Genomic DNA, 16765 nt, shown 5'->3' with positions numbered 1-16765 from the left:
GTAATTGCTGGCGGCCCCAGCACCTCAGGAGTTACCGGGCAGACTTGGGGCGACGTTTGTGGCGAGGAGGAGGGCCTTGCTAAGCCAGCGGACGTAGCTTTCATATTCATCGCTGTTTCTACTGGGGATTTGAAGTATCCGGCTGGTTTAAGCAAGCGTCGACCCAGAAACAACGACAGCTAAATGCCAGCTATGCCAAAGCGTAGACCTGAAGCGAAAGAATGTGCAATCAATCCCCTATACCTATCTCTGGGGAATGCACAAAATTCCTATACCTAATTAAGGAATTGAACGATAACCCCCATGCCTCAGTAGCGGATTCATCGACAACCCCTATACCTAACCTGGCTGTCGCTAAGAACCTGTCCCCGCCGCAAAGCCCTGCCTCAGGTGCTCAATGGCCGCAGTGATCCGGCGGGGACGCCGTGGCGGGACGGGGAACGTAAATGCCGGCGCTGGGTTAACTCCGACGCCTCAGCTCAAGCCGACTCGCTCATGAGCTCCTCCACAGCCATGGCCAGCAGGTTGCGCTGGAGGGCAGGCAAAGAGATCAGTCCCTCCACGTAGGCCCGGACCTCATACTCGCCAGCCATGCCGCTCATGCTGAAGTACCGCAACCAGAGCTCAGAAACAGTGATGTCACCGGCCAGCAGCGCGCGGTTGAGCTGACTGCGTTCCTCCGGTTCGTGCAGGTCGAATCCCATGGCGGTCCCCTTCCAGCCGCGGGCGCCGCCGTCAGGCTACGGCGGGGTAGCTGGAGAGGATGTAATCGGCAGCTGCGGGTCCGGTCATATGCAGCCGGCAATCATCCGGATCCACGCTGCACCGGAGCATGCCGGCACGGAAGGCCTGGTCCGGTTTCGGCCGGAAACCATGCAGGGATGCCCAGCTGACGTACAGGCCATAGAGGCAATCAGGCCCCAGCGGGTGGTCGGCCGAAGGGTCAGGGGTGGTGGCTTCGTTAAGAAACTGCTGGAAGTGGGAGGGGGACATCTCACGCTCTATCCGGTTCTGCAACATGCGCTGCCGGCCTGCTCCAGCAGCTGCTCCCGCCACCTCTGCAGGAAGGCCGCGGGGACGGGCGTGGGCCCCGTCACACTTCCGAATCTACTCGCGGCGGGCGGATAAGTGAAGGTGCGGGTACCCAAGTCTTCCCATACTTTCATAAGCATGCTTATGATGTTCTTCCTTCGACGGCAAGCAGCGCCCGTCAGTACACCGCCTCGCCTGGGTCATGTCCACGTGGGGAACTGCTGAGAGGCTCCCATGCACGTGATCCGGTCCGAGTACTCGACTCCCAACCACGTGCTGGTCCACGTCAGTGACCCTCACTTCGTGGAAGAGGGGCTGCTGTACGGTGAGCTGGATCCCCAGGCGGGGCTGGTGGAGGTCCTCAGTTCCATCGAGGCAAGCGGCCTGGATCCGGAAGCCATTATCTTCTCGGGCGACCTTACAGATAAGGGAACCGCAGAGGCCTACCGCCGGCTGCGCACCACCTGCGAGGCCTACGCAGAGCGGATGGGCGCTCAACTGATCTGGGCCATGGGCAACCATGACCAACGCGCCAACTTCCGGAAGTTGCTCCTGGACGAGGAGCCGGGGACGCTTCCCGTGGACCGCTGCTACCACCTGGGCGGCCTGCGCGTCCTGGTCCTGGATTCTTCCACCCCGGGCCACCACCACGGCGAGATTACCGACGGCCAGCTGCAGTGGTTGGCCGGCGAGCTGGAAACAAGGGCCGACGACGGCACCCTCCTGGTGATGCACCACCCGCCCGTCCCGCCGGTACAGGAACTTGCGGTGCTTTCCGAGCTGCGGAACCAGGAACACCTGGCCCAGGTGCTGGAGGGCAGCGACGTCATCGGCATCCTTTCCGGCCACACCCATCACACAGTCTTTTCAACATTCGCCAACATTCCGGTGGCGGTGGCCTCCTCCACCAGCTACAACCAGGATCTGGCCCTGCCGTCCGGTGCGATGCAGGGCCTGGCCGGCGCACGCTCCTACAACCTGGTCCGCATCCACAACAGGACATTCGTCTCGGCGGTGGTCCCGGTGGGCGAGTATCCCCGCATGAATTCCTACATCACGGCGGAGGAGACAAAGCAGCGGCTCAAGTCCGCTTCCATCAGCATCCCGTCCGCTACGGAGAACACGGGAGGCACCCCCACCGCCCGTCGATAGGCAACCACCACTCCAAGAAAGGACCAGCCATGGACCAGAAACCGCCCTCTTCCTCCTCCGGCACCCGGCGCCGCAACGTGGCGGTCATCCTTGCAGGCGGAATCGGCGCCCGGATGGGCCTGGACATCCCCAAACAGTTTGTCCCCATCGCCGGCCGCACCAGCCTGGAGCACACGGTGGAGCTGTTCCAGCACTCCGGGCTGGTGGACGAGATCATCGTGATGATGGCGCCCGGCTACATTCCCAAAGCCCGGGAACTGCTGCTCCGCAGCAGAGAGCAGTCCACGCCGGACGGCAAGGCAACAGCCACCGGGTTCAGCAAAGTCACCGCCATCCTTCCCGGCGGTGCGGACCGCAGCGAAACTTCCTGCCGCGCCCTGGACTCCATTGCGGACAAGGACGCCAACGTTCTTTTCCACGACGCCGTCCGGCCCCTGCTCGACGGCGACATCATCACAGCCTGCATCCGCGCGCTGGACGTTTATGCCGCCGTCGACACCGCCATTCCTTCGGCCGACACCATCATCGAAGTGGATGATGACAACTTCATTCGCGCCGTGCCGCCCCGGGCCAAGCTGCGGCGCGGCCAGACGCCGCAGGCGTTCCGGATGCCCGTGATCGCCAGGGCCTACGAACGGGCCGGCCAGGACCCGGAATTCTCCGCCACGGACGACTGCTCCGTGGTCCTTAAGTACTGCCCCGACGTCCCCATCTTCGTGGTGGACGGCGACGAGGCGAACATCAAAATCACCCAGCCAATCGACATCCACCTCGCAGACAAGCTCTTCCAGCTCAAGCACAAAACCGTCCTGCCCGGCGGGAATACCGGCGGGCTCCGCGGGGCCAAGGTCATGGTGTTCGGTGCCAGTTCGGGCATTGGGCTGGAACTGGTCCAGCAGCTCGAGGCGGAAGGCGCCTCGGTGATCGCGCAGAGCCGTACGGGCAACGGGACGTATGTGGAGGACCGCCGTTGCGTGGCGCAGGCCCTCGCCGATGCGGCCGCCATCTACGGCCGCATTGACCACGTGATCCTCACGGCCGGCGTCCTCAGTGTGGGTCCGCTCGCGCAGTTGACCGATGAGCAGCTGCATCACGACGTGGACGTCAACCTCACGGCGGCCTTCATCGTGGCGCAGGAATCGCAGAAGTACCTGGCCGCGAGCAGGGGATCGCTGACCCTCTTCGCATCCAGCTCGTACACCCGCGGCCGCGCCAACTACACCGTCTACTCCGCCACCAAGGCGGCCATCGTGAACCTCACCCAGGCGCTCGCGGATGAATGGAGCACGGACGGCATCCGGGTGAACTGCATCAGTCCCAGCCGGACCGCCACGCCCATGCGGACCAGGGCGTTTGGGGTGGAAGCTGAAGGATCACTGCTGCCCGCGGCGGCCGTTGCGGAGGCGAGCATCGAGGTCCTGGCCTCGGCCATGACCGGGCAGGTGGTGGATGTCCGCCTGCCATACACGGACCCGTCCAGGGATCCCGAACTGGTGGCGCAACCATGAGGGAGGTTATCGATTCCCGGGACGTCGAGACCCACAGCCCTGGGACCCGGGACGGCCGTGCCCCGGAGGCGCAGGCGGCCGGCGCCCACAGCCACCGGCTCCAGGCGGACAGGTGGTCGCTCCGGCTGGAGGGGCCGCCCATCCCGTCGGACGCCACGTTGTCCATCCTGCTGGAGGGCAGGCCCATCTGGAACGTCCGCGCCGGCGAAACCGTCAGGCCCGGCCCGGACATGTCCGTCATCGACTGGCCTGCGGCCCTCGCCGGGAGGCTCACAGGCTGGGCGCGGCTCAGGGTAATGCAGGACGGAAAAGCGTTAAGCACGACGGCGACTGTCGCCTTTGACGATGCACCGCACCAGTTCCGGCTCGAGGAAGCCGGCACGGGTATCCCGCAGATCGTCAACAAGTGGGGGCGGATCGGGCGCAACTTCGCCGGGGAGCGCGCCTACCTCATCGATGAAGCACTGGACGAGGCGTGCCGGCTGGTGGACTGGCTGCGCGGCCGCGGCCAGGAGCTGTTCGTCACCGGCGGCACGCTCCTGGGACCTGTCCGGGACGGCCGCGTTATGCCAGGCGACGACGACGTGGACCTGGCCTACCTGAGCCGGCATCAAAACCCGTCGGACATCGCACTGGAGGGCTTCGAGCTGGAACGTGCCCTTCACGCCCAAGGCTACGAAACCGTGCGGCACTCAGCGGGGCATCTTCAGCTGCTGTTCCCCGCGGCGGACGGCACGGACCGGTTCTACCTGGACATCTTCACCTACTTCCTGGTGAACGGCTGGTTCCATGGCACGTTCCACGCCCGCGAGCCCGCCGGGAAGGTGCAGATTTTCCCCCTCCGCAGCCTCACCATCAACGGCAGGGAGCTGCCGGCCCCGGCGGAGCCGGAGCAGATGCTCTCGGCCATCTATGGCCCCGGCTGGCGGACCCCTGATCCGGCGTTCCGGTTCATTACGCCGCCGGCGGCCCGCCGTCGTTATGACAACTGGCTGGGCAGCTTAGACGGTGACCGGGAGAACTGGGAGGACCACCACCGGGCGCTGCTCCGCGGTGACGCCGGGCCCGACGCCGGCCAAACGCCGTCGTCCTGGTCCGTGCCGTCGTCTTTGGCGAAGGAATTCGCCGGCGGACTTCCCCCTGGCTCCCGGATCCTGGAGCTGGGCTGCGGCCTTGGCGCCGATGCGCGGCACTTCGCGCAGCGGGGGCACCACGTGCTGGCCGTGGACTACAGCCGGCCGGCGATCCAGAACCTGCATACCCCTCACGGCGGCACGGGCTCGCTACGGGGTAGAAGAGTCAACCTCAATTCCCTGCGCGAGGCTGCCCCGCTGGCAAAGCTTGCCAACCAGGGCGGCCCGCTGCACGTGTACGCGCGGCTGCTGCTGAATTCCCTCAACGGGCAGGGCCGGGAGAACACGCTGACGCTGATCGGGCACCTGCTGAGGAACCAGGAGTCACCGGCTGAGGCCGTACTGGAAGTCAGGTCGGAAGAGTCCGGACCACCGTTTCCGGGGTGCTTGTTCCACGCCCCCGTGGATTTGGCGGCGCTGAAGACCAGCCTCGCGGGGCTGGGGCTTGAAGCAGAAGATGTTCCACCGCAAACCGGGCGTCGGGAAGAAGGCGCCCTCTCCTCCAACCGATTGAAAGTGAGGGCACTGCCATGAATGATCCCCTTATAGACGCCATCCACGGGCACACGCCCCTGGAGGACCCGTTGGAAGAGGTCAACCTGCGGCTGGCCATCGCCGCAACCGACATCGCCGAGCTCCGCGCCGAGGTTGCCCGGCTGGACCGCGACCTGGATGAGTCCCGGCGCCTGAACCTGCGGGCGGCGGAACTGCTGGACCTGGTGTTTGAGCACCTGGCCCGCAGCCCGGGCCGCCTTGGCAGCACGGACGGTGCCCGCTATGCGGACGACGGCGCCCGCCCTGCAGGAAGCGCCGGAACAACGGAAAGTGCCAAGAATCCCGTTTTGCAGGGTGAAGGCGCCGGCAGATGAGCGGAATCGAAATCATCGGCGCCTTCGAAAGCACGTATCTTCCGCGGCATGACACGGACATCTTCGAATCCACTGCCCACGATGTCCAGTGGAAACAGGACCTGGGCCTGCTGGCCGGCTGCGGAGTCACAAGGCTGCGCTATCCCGTCCGGTGGCACCGGGTGGAGGCCGAAGAAGGGGTCCTCGACTGGCACGACACGGACAAGGTGCTGCACTATCTTCGCGACCACGGCTTCCGGCCCATCGTGGACCTGGTCCACCACACCAGCTATCCCCGCTGGCTGGAGGGCGGCTTCGCGGACCCGCGCTTCGGCCCGGCCTACCTCCGGTACACGGAAGAGTTCGCCCGGCGCTACCCGTGGGTGGAGGAGTACACGCTCTTCAATGAGCCGTTCTCCACCCTGTTCCTCACGGGGCATGAGGCCATCTGGCCGCCTTACCACGAGGGCCTGGACAACTTCGTGGCCCACATCCTCAACGTGCTTCCGGCCGTGGCGGAGGCCAGCCGGGCTTACGCAGACCTGCTGCCGCGCGCCAAGCACGTGTGGGTGGACACGTGCGAGCACCACACCGGTGAGGGTGCCCACGGAAGTGCCTACGCCACCATGGCCAATGAGCGCCGGTTCCTGGTGCTGGACAGCTTCCTCGGCAAGCACGGCGGCAGGGGGTATGACCCTGATGGACCCATGGCACTGCCGCTGCGGGATGCCGGCGGGGAGAAACTGCAGGAGCTGGAACCCGGGCGGATCGATGTGCTGGGCCTTGATTATTACGCGCACTGCCAGTGGCATTTTGATGACAAGGCAGGCGAACCCAACACCCCGTACCCCCTGCCCTTGGCGCAGCAGATCTACCTGTACTGGGACCGGTACCGGCTTCCGTGCCTGCTCACCGAAACCAACATCCGCGGCCGCGTATGGGACCGCGCCACCTGGTTTAAGTATGTCCTGGAGCAGTGTGAACGGGCCCGGCGGATGGGGGTCCCGCTGGACGGCCTGTGCTGGTTCCCGCTGATCGACTCCACGGACTGGGCTTCGCTCCTGTTCCGCAACGACGGCCACATCGACCCCGTAGGGGTGTTCTGGCTGGACCAGGAGCTTGCGAGGCAGCCCTCCGTGATGTCCGAAATCTATGCGAAGGCCGCGGCGGGCACGCCCTCCACCGAGCTGCCGGCGTACAGCCTGGGCGAGCCGGTTGCCGCGTGGCTGCGCGGATATGAGTCACAGATGTCCCACTGGAAGTGGATACCGGCCCCTGAAGCGGACCAGGGAAACAGCCTTCCCCGCACGGAGACACGAATGGAATTGAGGATAGCCAGTGCAGAGTGAACTGATTGTCTTGTCGCACCTCCGCTGGGACTGGGTCTGGCAGCGTCCCCAGCACCTCGTCTCCCGGCTGGGCTCCCGCTGTTCCACCTGGTATGTGGAGGAGCCGCTCACCCCGTCGCCAGGGTTCAGTGGACCCAACCGGATGAACCAGATTCAGGTGGGCGGCCTCCGCCGCGCCTGGCTGGAGATTCCGGAGCAGGGCCACCACGTGGGATTTTTCGACGACGTCCTGCCGGACTACATCGCACAGTTGCCCCAGCTGGTGGGGCCGCCTGCCGGGGACCGTGTGGTGTGGCTGTACACGCCGCTGGCCCTGGAACTGGCCCTCGCACTGAACCCCACCACGCTCGTTTATGACGTAATGGACGATCTCGCCGCTTTCAAGGACGCCCCGCCCGAGCTGGTGGTGAGGCAGCGGCAGGCACTGCGCAGGGCCGACGTCGTTTTTGCCGGCGGCCGCTCGCTCCACCGCTCCATGGTGCGGCAGGGCCGCACGGACGCCCTCCTCTTTCCCAGCGGGGTGGAGCCGGAGCATTACAGGCTCCCGACGGCGGAGGCCCGGGTTCCGGGGCAGCGTCCCGTTGCCGGATACGTGGGCGTCCTGGACGAACGGCTGGACCTCGCGCTGATCGCCGATCTGGCGCACGCCCTTCCGGACTGGGATATCAGGATGTACGGACCGGTGGCCAAGATCGATCCGGCCAGCCTGCCGCAGGCGCCCAACATCAGCTACGAAGGCTACACCTGCTATTCGGACCTGCCCGCGGCGATGGCCGGGCTGGACGTGGCCCTGATGCCGTTCGCGCTCAATGAGGCCACCCGCTCCATCAGCCCCACCAAAACCCTCGAGTACCTGGCCGCCGGACTGCCGGTGGTCTCCACACGGGTGCCGGACGTCGTCGCCGATTTTCCGGCTGTGGTGCACCTGCGCGATGACGGCGCGGGGTTCGCGGCACTCTGCCGGACGCTCGGCCAGCGGGATCCGTCGCGCGGGCTGAAAGCGAAAACCCGAGAGTTGCTGAAGCAGTACCACTGGGATGCCATCGCCGCCCAGATGGCCGAATCCGTCTTTGCGCACGGCTTCCAGGAGCCTAAACCGGTGGGGGCCGAGGCCAGCGCCTGACACGAGTGTTTGCCGTGCCGCCGCTGGCCGGTCGGGAGGAGAACCCTCACCCCTGTACCAGCGGCGTCCATCCCGGTACCGTAAAACAAGTAAGCGTACTTACCAATAGGGTTGGGCGATCCACAAGAACCAGGGAACAGGAGAACCAGGCATGACCCATATACGGTCCATGATTGACACACATCCCAAGGACCTCGGCGGCATCGATGTAACCAAGCTTTCCGAGTGCATCAGCGCCTGTTATGAATGCGCCCAGACCTGCACTGGCTGCGCCGACGCCTGTCTTGGCGAGGACATGGTGGCGGACCTGGTCAAGTGCATCCGCACCGACCTTGACTGCGCGGATATCTGTGCCACGGCGGGAAAGGTGCTTTCCCGTCTCACCGGGTACGACGCCAACATCACCCGGGCACTGGTGGAAGCCTGCCGGACCGCCTGCAAGGCCTGCGCGGAGGAATGTGAAAAACACGCGGAAATGCATGACCACTGCCAGATCTGTGCAGAAGCGTGCCGGCGCTGTGAACAGGCGTGCGCAGCGCTATTGACCTCACTGACATAAGGAGCTGAGCAACCATGAACGAAGTACCCCAGAACAATGTTCCCCAGCACAGCGAGCTGCCGCTGCCGGACTACGACCACCTCCCCGTGGGAACCCTGCCGTCCCGGATCTCCGGCCTGGAGGAAGGGGACGTGGCGCAGCTGATCAACTACGAGAAGGCACACGGCAACCGCCTGCCCATCCTGCAGATCCTCGAAAAGAGGCTCCACGACCTGCAGGGCGGTGCCGTGCCTCGGGGACCGCGGACGCCCAGCACGCCTGAGGTCAACACCGGCCTGCCGGACACCCCGCAGACGGCCAGCGTTCCGGGTCCTCCCATCAACCCGCCGTCCCAGGGCGACCCCACCAACCCTGCCCAGCCGCGGTGATCCATGGAGCAGTACCACGGCCTCGAGGGCCATGACGGCCCCGATCACGGCGGGTCGGACCGTCCCGCCCCGGAGCACCCGGCGCCGGGTCACCCCGCCCGGGGTCACCCCGCCCGGGATAACGACGGCGGCACGGACTTTCACGCCTTCGTCCGCTCCCAGCGGGGCGAGTTGGAGCGGCAGTTGGCCGAGTGGGTGCGCGTGCCCGGCGTGCTGGGGGTGCCGGAGCACGCGCAGGACCTGCTCCGCTCGGCCAACTGGCTGGCGGCGGCCTTCCGCGACGTGGGCTTTCCGGTGGTGGAGGTGCTGCCCACCGGGGAGTCCCACGCCGTGTACGCCGAATGGTGTGAGGCGTCCGGCGCCCCCACCGTCTTGGTGTACAGCCACCACGATGTACGGGTGGCCAAACCCGGGCAGTGGGACCAGACCGCCCCCTTCGAGCCGGCGGTGCGGGACGGCAGGCTGTACGGGCGGGGCAGCTCTGATGCCAAGGGGCAGGTTTTGGCCCACCTCTGGTCCCTCCGCGCCCACCTGCACCAGCGGGTGGTTGAGCCTGTCGAAACCCGGCCTGTCGAAACCCGGCCTGTGGTTGAGCCTGTCGAAGCCCGGCCGGTGGTTGAGCCTGCCCAAACCCAGCCTGCCCAATCCCGTGCGCCCGCAATAAACCTGAAGTACCTCGTGGAGGGGGAGGAGGAAGCCGGGTCGCCGCATCTGGCCAGGCTGCTGGAGGAGCAGGGGGACAGGCTTAACGCGGACTTTGTGCTCTTCTCCGATACCCTGCTCTTCCGCGCGGACCATCCGGCGTTGTGCGTGAGCCTTCGCGGGATGCTCAGCGCCCACCTGGAGCTCACTGGTCCTGAAGTGGACGTTCACAGCGGCGCCGTTTCCGGGGCGGCGCCCAATCCGGCTTTTGAACTGAGCAGGCTGCTCGCCGGCCTTCATGACGAAAATGGCCGGATCGCCATCCCCGGATTCTACGACGACGTTGCGCCAGTCCCGGAACACATTCGGGAGGCGCTCGCACACCTGCCGTTCACTGAACAGGACTGGCTGGAGCGCTCGGAGTCGGGAAGCATCACCGGCGAGAAGGGGTTTACCGTTCCGGAACGCCTGTGGCTCCGCCCCGCGGTAGAGGTCACGGCATTGATCGCCGGCGATCCTGCCGGACTTTCCAGCGCCGCCGTTCCGTCGGTGGCCTCCGTGGACCTGAGCTTCCGGACCGTAATGGGCCAGCGGGCGGAGAAAGTGGCGGAGCAGTTCCGGCAATGGGTTCAGGACACGGTAGGAGAAAGCTACGGGCACACGCTCAGCGTGGACCTCGAGACGGCCCAGGAACCGTACCGGACTCCGGACCATCCGGCCGTTTCGGCGCTGGAACGGGCCATGGCCAACGGCTTCCGCTCCGCCACTGTGGGCAGGATGGGCAATGCGGGCGGCGGGCCGGCCGAGCTGCTCAGCCGGTCACTGGACGCCCCGGTCCTGTTTTTCGGAACGGGCCTGGTGGAGGACCACTGGCATGACAGTGACGAGAGCGCCAGCCTCGAGGTCCTGGTGAACGGCGCGGCCACGCTTGCATGTTTCTGGGACGAACTGGCCCGGATGGAATGACAGGAGGACGACGGCGATGGACGGCTCTGGAGCGGAAAGCACCCTGGCGGCAACTGGTGGCACCAGCGGAGGCGCCGGACGCCGTCGTACGTTTGGTATGGAGGAGGAGCTGCTGCTGGTGAGCCCGGAAACGGGGGAGGCCGAGCCACTGGCCGGTGAACTGCTGGAGCGGTACACCCGCCCCGCCGGCCCCGGCGGAGGACCCGTCCTCACAGCTGAATTCCAGCAGGAAATGATTGAAGTGGTCACCCCTCCGCATGCCAGCATGGCCACCCTGGAGGCGGACCTCATCCTGGGCCGGGCCATGGCGGACACCGAGGCGCGGAGGGTTGGGGTCCGGGCTGCGGCCCTGGGAACATCCCCCTTGCCGTCCGACCCGCATCCGGTGCAGCTTCGCCGCTTTATGGCCATGACTGAGGAGTACGGGCTGACCGCCAGGGAACAGCTCACCTGCGGCTGCCACATCCACGTTTCTGTGGACTCCGACGAAGAGGGCGTGGCCGTGCTGGACCGCATTCGCACCTGGCTTCCGGTGCTGAGCGCGCTCAGTGCGAATTCGCCGTTCTGGCACGGAAAGGACACTGGCTATGCCAGCTATCGCGCGCAGGTCTGGAGCCGGTGGCCTTCCGCCGGGCCGCTGAACATCCTCGGCTCGCCGGAGACGTACCACCAGCTGGTGCATGACATGGTGAGTACCGGCGTCCTGCTCGATGAAGGGATGGTGTATTTCGACGCCAGGCTGTCCCGGCACTACCCGACCGTTGAGATCCGGATTGCCGATGTGTGCCTCCGGCCGCAGAACGCCCTGCTGCTGGCAGGGATCGCGCGCGGGCTGGTGGAGACGGCCGCACGGGAATCGCGCGAAGGCGTCCCGCCCGTGGCCGTGCCCACCGAGCTTGTGCGGTTGGCCAGCTGGAAAGCGAGCCGCTGGGGGCTGCGCGGGGAACTGCTGGACCCGCTGACATTCCAACCCGCACCCGCCATCGCCGTGGTGAATGTGCTGCTGGACCACGTCCGGGAGGCGCTGGAGGACATCGGGGACCTGCGCCGGGTGGAGGAACTGATCGACGACCTGCTTTACGTGGGCACCGGCGCTTCACGCCAGCTGGAAGTGCTGCACCGCGCCGGGGAGCTTCAGGCCGTGGTGGCGGACGCCGCCGACTGCACCGTGTGGGTGCCGGCGGAGTAGTCCGTGCAGGCAAAAGCCCCGGTGGTTGAGCCTGTCGAGGTTTCGACAAGCTCAACCACCGGGGGTTTCGACAAGCTCAACCGGCGGAGGTTTCGACCGGTTCAACCCACCGGGGGTCCGGAAGGTTAACGGTGGGCGTAGGTGAGGCAGTCGGCGTTGTCCGCGCCGGGACCAACATGGACTTCGGGTGCCTGGCACATCAGGTGGTCGTTGTGGATGCATTCGGAGCGCTGGCAGGCTCCGACGTCCGCCAGCACCTTGGGGAGGCCGCCGTGCATGCCGGTGTCGATGAATGTTGCGCACTGGGCGTGGTTTTCGGCGCCACTGACAGTGATGGCGGCGGCGTTGCAGTTTGTATGGTCGTTGAAGGAACAGTTGGTTACGCTGCAGTCTGCGACGTGCGATGTCATCTCTAAGATCCTCCGTACTTCGGCAGCCCGGGTTGGCAGGCCGATGTTTTCCTACCGTAGGCCCGCCCCGCTGGATCAAAAAGACCCAATTGTTTGACCTAATTCGCCAGCCCGCGGGCCGGCGAATGTATTGACAGAGCAGGCTCCTGGGCGCACGCTGATACCGCTGGGTGCCAGTGTTGGCATGGCCTTGACCCTAACCTTGGCCGCCCAACCAACCCCGCGAGCGGTCTGGGCGTTCCGGATGAATAGTTCCAATCACTCCCTGTCAGGAGAAGGAAATGGCCGGAGAAGCAGTCAAAGCCCTTGAAACGAAGTCATTCGACGAACCGGATGAACGGCGCCGCCCGCCCAAGACCGCCGTCGACGTTGTCAACGTCGGAGACACCACTTTGGGCAGGTTCACTTTTGAGCCGGGCTGGCGGTGGTCCGAGACCGTCAAGACCGTGGTGCACACGGACACCTGCCAGGTCAACCACGTCGGGATCTGCGCGGCGGGAACGCTGACAGTCCAAATGGATGACGGCACGCGGAGCACGGTCAGCGCGGGCCACGCCTACACCATTCCGGCCGGCCATGACGCCTGGGTGGAAGGCGACCAGCCATTCGTGGGGTACGAAATCATGAGCGCGGCTGTTTTTGCCAAGCCTGCCTAGGCCCAAAAAGCCCCGGCGCGGGATGCGCCGCGCCGGGATCGCGGCCCTCATCGTCCTGGGGCTGATCCTGCTCTCGACGGCGGTCAACCTGATCCTCGAGCGGACAGAAAAGTCGGGCACGCCTGCGTACGGCGAGCGCGTCGCCGTCGGAAGCGGTGCTCTGAACGTGTACCGGAACGGGCAGGAGGGCCAGCCGATCGTCCTCCTGAGCGGCTTGGGAACTTCGGCTCCTGCCCTCGATTTCCAGCCGTTGATCCGTGAACTCAACGGCTTCGACGCCATCGTGGTGGAAGGGTTTGGGTACGGCTACAGCGACCCGGAAGCCGGCCCCCGGACCAACGAGAGTATCAGCAACGAACTCCACGAGGTCCTGGCCAAACTCCAGGTGAAGCAGCCGTACGTGCTGGCGGGCCACTCGATCGCCGGTTTCTACATGCTTGACTATGCGAACCGGTACCGGACGGAAGTGTCGGCGGTGGTCGGCATCGATGCCACCATCCCGAAGCCGGGGAACGAGCCGGTGCCGGAGCCGCAGCCGGAGTTCAACTGGCAACGGGCCCTGTCCGTCACCGGGGTGCTCCGCGCGGTGATCGCGGTGGCGCCCGGCCTCGTCGATCCGGACAGCAACGCCTACACCGATGACGAGCTGCGGCGCATGCGGATGATGGCGAACTGGAACTTCGGCAGCCCCGCCGTGGTGGATGAAACGGCCCGGATCGGGAACAACTCGGTTGCCCTCCGGGGAGTGACGTATCCTGACGACCTGCCCGTGCTCGCCTTCATCGCCGACGAGAAGACTGGGCACACAGCCGACAAGACAGCGGCGGCAGAGAACCTGCTGAAGAACGTCAGGCGCCACGAGGTGGTCCCGCTCGAAGGCAACCACTACCTGCACTGGACGCAGTCACAGCGGATGGCGGAGACTATCCGGATGTTCCTAGGGGGTGGCGATGGATGATTCAGAAGTCCGCAGGCTGTACGAGCGGTTGATCGCTGCCTGGAACCGGCGGGATGCACGGGCAATGGCGGAGCGCTTCCGGGAGCGCGGGCTACAGATCGGGTTCGATGGCAGCACCGCCACCGGGCCGGACGAGATCTTCCAGCACCTGGCTTCCATCTTCAGGGACCACGCCACGGCCACCTACGTCGCCAAGGTGCGGGACGTGCGGACGCTGGGGCCCGGCACCGCGCTGCTGATCGCCGTCACCGGACTCGTGCCGCCGGGCCGGGCGGACGTTTCCCCGGCCACCATCGCGCATCAGACCATGGTGGCGGTACGCGAAGATGGCGTCTGGGGCATCGAACTCTTCCAGAACACCCCCGCCCAGTTCCACGGCAGGCCCGAGCTGGTGAACGCTATGACCGCCGAGCTGCAGCAGCTGCTCGCCGGGTGAGCGGGGCCTAGAACGGTTCCGGCCGCACCTTTACCGCGCCCAGGGAACGGATCAGTCCGACGGCGGTGATGGCGCCTGCCGCCATGATCGAGGCCAGCACCACCACCTGGAACCGTCCGGCCTCCAAGGGGGACGCGCCGCCGAAGATCGCGCCCACGAACGCGCCGGGCAGGGTCACCAGGCCGGTGGTTTTCGTTTGGTCGGTGGACGGGATCAGGGCGGCATGCACCGAGTAGCGCGCCTGGGTTAACGTGGCCCGCCCGGCTGGGGCGCCCAGCGCGAGCCAGCCTTCCACCTGGTCCCACTGTTCCCGGACGGCTTCGAAAAACCGGCGCCCTGCCAGCACAGCGATGGTCATGCAGTTGCCGATCACAATGCCGCCGACGGCCAGGACGTACCGCGGCGTAAACTCGATCGCCCCTGTGCCGAAGACGACGGCGAGCGTCACCGTGATGCCCCCGGCCATGGTCCCTGCCACCACCGGAAACCGCGGCCAGGACCAGGTCAGCCTGCGGGTTGCGGTGACGGCAGCCACGGTGAACATCACCAGCAGCGCGATTGCCACCCACAGCGGATCGGTGATGATGCCGCCCAGCACCAGGCTGATGAGGGCGAGTTGGGCGGCGCCGCGGAGGATGGCCAGGGCAGGGGCAAGGTAAGACGGCGTGCGGGAGCCCCGGAGCAGCACAACGGTGAGCGCCATCAGGATGGCCACGGCCACCACAGTGGGCACCAAGGGAGCGAGATCGACCATCAGCCCAGCCTATGGCGCGTCGCCTTCGTGGCGCAGGCAGGGGACGGGCTGCCGTCCGGCTTGGCGGAATCACTCGTTCTGAAAAAGTTGCCCTGCTGACCCCGTACGCTCCCGCCCAGTTGCTTCTGCCGCGCTGCGGTTCGGGGGGAGGACACGCCGCCGTTCCCGGCGCGGTGCCGTTGCGGACGGGAAAGCAACTGGGAGGGAAGGAACGACGGCGGCCCCGCCTTGCGCTAGCGGGTGCTGCCGCCGGACGGGGTGAGGACCATGTGGTCCACCTTGGGCAGGGCATGCTTCAAGCGGTGCCCGGCTTCGTTAGTGACCTGTTCGGCGGAAGCCAGCGTGACGCCGTCGTCCACCACCAAAGTTGCTGCGCCCTGCAGGCGGTGGCCGGACCAGCGCAGCTGCAGCCGCGGCACGGCCAGGACTCCAGGCGTGGCTTCGAGGGCTTTCTGGGCGGCATCCACCAGGTCCGGTTCGATGCCGTCCATCAGCCGCCGCCCGATGCTGCGGACCGTCCCCCACAAGAGGACCAGGATGGCAGCCGAGATCAGGAGGCCAACGATGGGGTCGGCCAAGGGGAAGCCGAGCATGACGCCGACGGCGCCGAGCACCACGGCCAGGGAGGTGAAGCCGTCGGTGCGGGCGTGCACGCCGTCGGCCACGAGGGCGGCGGACCCGATCCGGCGGCCCACCCTGATGCGGTAGATGGCCACTGCCTCATTGCCGGCGAATCCGATCAGGCCTGCGGCGAAGACCCACCACAGGTTGCTCAGCGGCTGGGGGTTCAGCAGCCGGTCCACGGACTGCCAGGCTGCCACGACGGCGGACAGGGCGACGACGGCGACGATGAACAGCCCCGCGAGGTCCTCCGCCCGGCCGAAGCCGTAGGTGTAGCGGCGGGTGGCGGCGCGGCGGCCCAGGATGAAGGCGACCCACAGCGGAACCGCGGTGAGGGCGTCCGAGAAGTTGTGGATGGTGTCCGCGAGCAGCGCCACGGAGCCGCTGACCAGCACCACGAGGAACTGCAGGATGGTGGTGCCCAGGAGCAGGAAGAGGCTGATCTTCAGGGCACGGACGCCTTCGACGCTGGCCTCCATGGCGTCATCGATGGAGTCGGCGGCGTCGTGCGTGTGAGGGACGAACAGCTCGAAGAGCCAGCCCTTGAAGCCCCCGTGATGATGGTGGTCGTGGTCGTGGTCGTGGTCGTGGTCGTGCGGCTCGTGGCTGTGCGGCTCGTGGCCGTGTGCGTGAACGTTGTCGTGGGAATGCCCGTGCTCCGTCTGCGCGGGTTCGTGAAGGTGTTCCTGCCGGCTCATGATGCCGCCTTCGGGTCGCGGCGGTGGTGCGCCGGCTCTCCGCCGAGAGCGTGCTCGGCCTGGAAGATCGCGTCTGCCACCAGCTGGCGCGCATGCTCGTTTTCCAGCCGGTACAAAACCCTGGTGCCGTCCTGGCGCGGGGAGACCATCCGGGCCAGGCGCATCTTGGCGAGGTGCTGGGACACTGCGGCCGGTGTTTTGCCCACCACTTCGGCCAGCTCACCCACTGCCATCTCGCCGTCGCGCAAGGCCAGGATGATGCGCACCCGGGTGGCGTCGGCCAGCATAGCGAAGACCTCCACCGCCAGCTCCACGTACTGGCTGTCGGCACTGAGCGAACAAGCACTGTTATCTGCATTCATG

Annotated in this window: 19 protein-coding genes; 13 read left to right on the top strand and 6 right to left on the bottom strand. The window is 66.4% G+C overall.

Features of this window, described 5'->3' with window-relative positions; all coding sequences use genetic code 11:
- Positions 1-479: 479 nt before the first annotated feature.
- Together FBY31_RS09165 and FBY31_RS09160 are read right to left on the bottom strand one after the other, a co-directional pair.
- Positions 480-704, bottom strand: a complete 225-nt coding sequence (locus tag FBY31_RS09165) for a hypothetical protein (RefSeq protein WP_142039630.1) — start codon at positions 702-704, stop codon at positions 480-482.
- Between the two features lie 31 nt (positions 705-735).
- Positions 736-993 carry a hypothetical protein gene (locus tag FBY31_RS09160; RefSeq protein ID WP_142039627.1) on the bottom strand — a complete coding sequence of 86 codons (258 nt, stop codon included), beginning with the start codon at positions 991-993 and terminating at the stop codon, positions 736-738.
- Positions 994-1266: 273 nt separating this feature from the next.
- Here FBY31_RS09160 and FBY31_RS09155 point away from each other — a divergent pair, with 273 nt between their 5' ends.
- From FBY31_RS09155 to FBY31_RS09110, 10 genes are all read left to right on the top strand, one after another.
- Positions 1267-2184: a metallophosphoesterase gene (locus tag FBY31_RS09155; protein ID WP_142039625.1), complete on the top strand. Its 918-nt coding sequence runs from the start codon at positions 1267-1269 to the stop codon at positions 2182-2184.
- Between the two features lie 29 nt (positions 2185-2213).
- Entirely contained in the window at positions 2214-3692 is a 1479-nt protein-coding gene (locus tag FBY31_RS09150; RefSeq protein WP_142039622.1) for a bifunctional cytidylyltransferase/SDR family oxidoreductase, read from the top strand.
- Positions 3689-5359 (top strand): class I SAM-dependent methyltransferase, encoded by a 1671-nt coding sequence (locus FBY31_RS23005; RefSeq protein WP_200833341.1) that lies wholly within the window; start codon positions 3689-3691, stop codon positions 5357-5359. Before FBY31_RS09150 ends, FBY31_RS23005 begins: the two co-directional genes overlap by 4 nt.
- The gene (locus tag FBY31_RS09140; RefSeq protein WP_142039619.1) at positions 5356-5694 is read left to right on the top strand and encodes a DUF6752 domain-containing protein; all 339 of its coding nucleotides are present in this window, start codon (positions 5356-5358) and stop codon (positions 5692-5694) included. The genes FBY31_RS23005 and FBY31_RS09140 overlap by 4 nt, the downstream gene beginning before the upstream one ends.
- The gene (locus tag FBY31_RS09135) at positions 5691-7022 is read left to right on the top strand and encodes a family 1 glycosylhydrolase (RefSeq protein WP_142039616.1); all 1332 of its coding nucleotides are present in this window, start codon (positions 5691-5693) and stop codon (positions 7020-7022) included. The genes FBY31_RS09140 and FBY31_RS09135 overlap by 4 nt, the downstream gene beginning before the upstream one ends.
- A complete protein-coding gene (locus FBY31_RS09130) occupies positions 7012-8145 on the top strand; it encodes a glycosyltransferase (RefSeq protein WP_142039614.1) in 1134 nt (377 codons plus the stop codon). The genes FBY31_RS09135 and FBY31_RS09130 overlap by 11 nt, the downstream gene beginning before the upstream one ends.
- A 151-nt stretch (positions 8146-8296) precedes the next feature.
- Complete coding sequence (locus FBY31_RS09125; RefSeq protein WP_142039610.1) at positions 8297-8704, top strand: four-helix bundle copper-binding protein; 408 nt, start codon at positions 8297-8299, stop codon at positions 8702-8704.
- Positions 8705-8718: 14 nt separating this feature from the next.
- Positions 8719-9072 carry a hypothetical protein gene (locus FBY31_RS09120; RefSeq protein ID WP_142039607.1) on the top strand — a complete coding sequence of 118 codons (354 nt, stop codon included), beginning with the start codon at positions 8719-8721 and terminating at the stop codon, positions 9070-9072.
- 3 nt (positions 9073-9075) lie between these two features.
- The gene (locus tag FBY31_RS09115) at positions 9076-10680 is read left to right on the top strand and encodes a M20/M25/M40 family metallo-hydrolase (RefSeq protein WP_142039604.1); all 1605 of its coding nucleotides are present in this window, start codon (positions 9076-9078) and stop codon (positions 10678-10680) included.
- Positions 10681-10696: 16 nt separating this feature from the next.
- A complete protein-coding gene (locus FBY31_RS09110; RefSeq protein WP_142039599.1) occupies positions 10697-11869 on the top strand; it encodes a carboxylate-amine ligase in 1173 nt (390 codons plus the stop codon).
- Positions 11870-11994: 125 nt separating this feature from the next.
- Here FBY31_RS09110 and FBY31_RS09105 read toward each other — a convergent pair whose 3' ends face one another.
- Complete coding sequence (locus tag FBY31_RS09105; protein WP_142039597.1) at positions 11995-12279, bottom strand: DUF1540 domain-containing protein; 285 nt, start codon at positions 12277-12279, stop codon at positions 11995-11997.
- A 281-nt stretch (positions 12280-12560) separates the two neighbouring features.
- Between FBY31_RS09105 and FBY31_RS09100 the strand changes: the two genes are divergently transcribed.
- The 3 genes from FBY31_RS09100 to FBY31_RS09090 are packed head-to-tail and all read left to right on the top strand — an operon-like array spanning position 12561 to position 14329.
- Positions 12561-12935: a cupin domain-containing protein gene (locus FBY31_RS09100; RefSeq protein ID WP_142039594.1), complete on the top strand. Its 375-nt coding sequence runs from the start codon at positions 12561-12563 to the stop codon at positions 12933-12935.
- Between the two features lie 22 nt (positions 12936-12957).
- The gene (locus tag FBY31_RS09095) at positions 12958-13893 is read left to right on the top strand and encodes an alpha/beta fold hydrolase (RefSeq protein WP_142039591.1); all 936 of its coding nucleotides are present in this window, start codon (positions 12958-12960) and stop codon (positions 13891-13893) included.
- Entirely contained in the window at positions 13886-14329 is a 444-nt protein-coding gene (locus tag FBY31_RS09090; protein WP_142039589.1) for an SgcJ/EcaC family oxidoreductase, read from the top strand. Before FBY31_RS09095 ends, FBY31_RS09090 begins: the two co-directional genes overlap by 8 nt.
- A gap of 7 nt (positions 14330-14336) precedes the next feature.
- Here FBY31_RS09090 and FBY31_RS09085 read toward each other — a convergent pair whose 3' ends face one another.
- The 3 genes from FBY31_RS09085 to FBY31_RS09075 form a co-directional block, all read right to left on the bottom strand.
- Positions 14337-15083, bottom strand: coding sequence for an ABC transporter permease (locus FBY31_RS09085; protein ID WP_142039586.1), 747 nt, complete (start codon positions 15081-15083; stop codon positions 14337-14339).
- Positions 15084-15316: 233 nt separating this feature from the next.
- Entirely contained in the window at positions 15317-16402 is a 1086-nt protein-coding gene (locus FBY31_RS09080) for a cation diffusion facilitator family transporter (protein WP_142039584.1), read from the bottom strand.
- Positions 16399-16764, bottom strand: coding sequence for an ArsR/SmtB family transcription factor (locus FBY31_RS09075; RefSeq protein ID WP_200833340.1), 366 nt, complete (start codon positions 16762-16764; stop codon positions 16399-16401). The genes FBY31_RS09080 and FBY31_RS09075 overlap by 4 nt, the downstream gene beginning before the upstream one ends.
- Position 16765 lies beyond the last annotated feature (1 nt).

The sequence above is a fragment of the Arthrobacter sp. SLBN-100 genome (assembly GCF_006715305.1).
Classification (GTDB): Bacteria; Actinomycetota; Actinomycetes; order Actinomycetales; family Micrococcaceae; genus Arthrobacter.
Note: the sequence above shows the minus strand (reverse complement) of the source record. Positions and strands in the feature narration are given on the sequence as shown.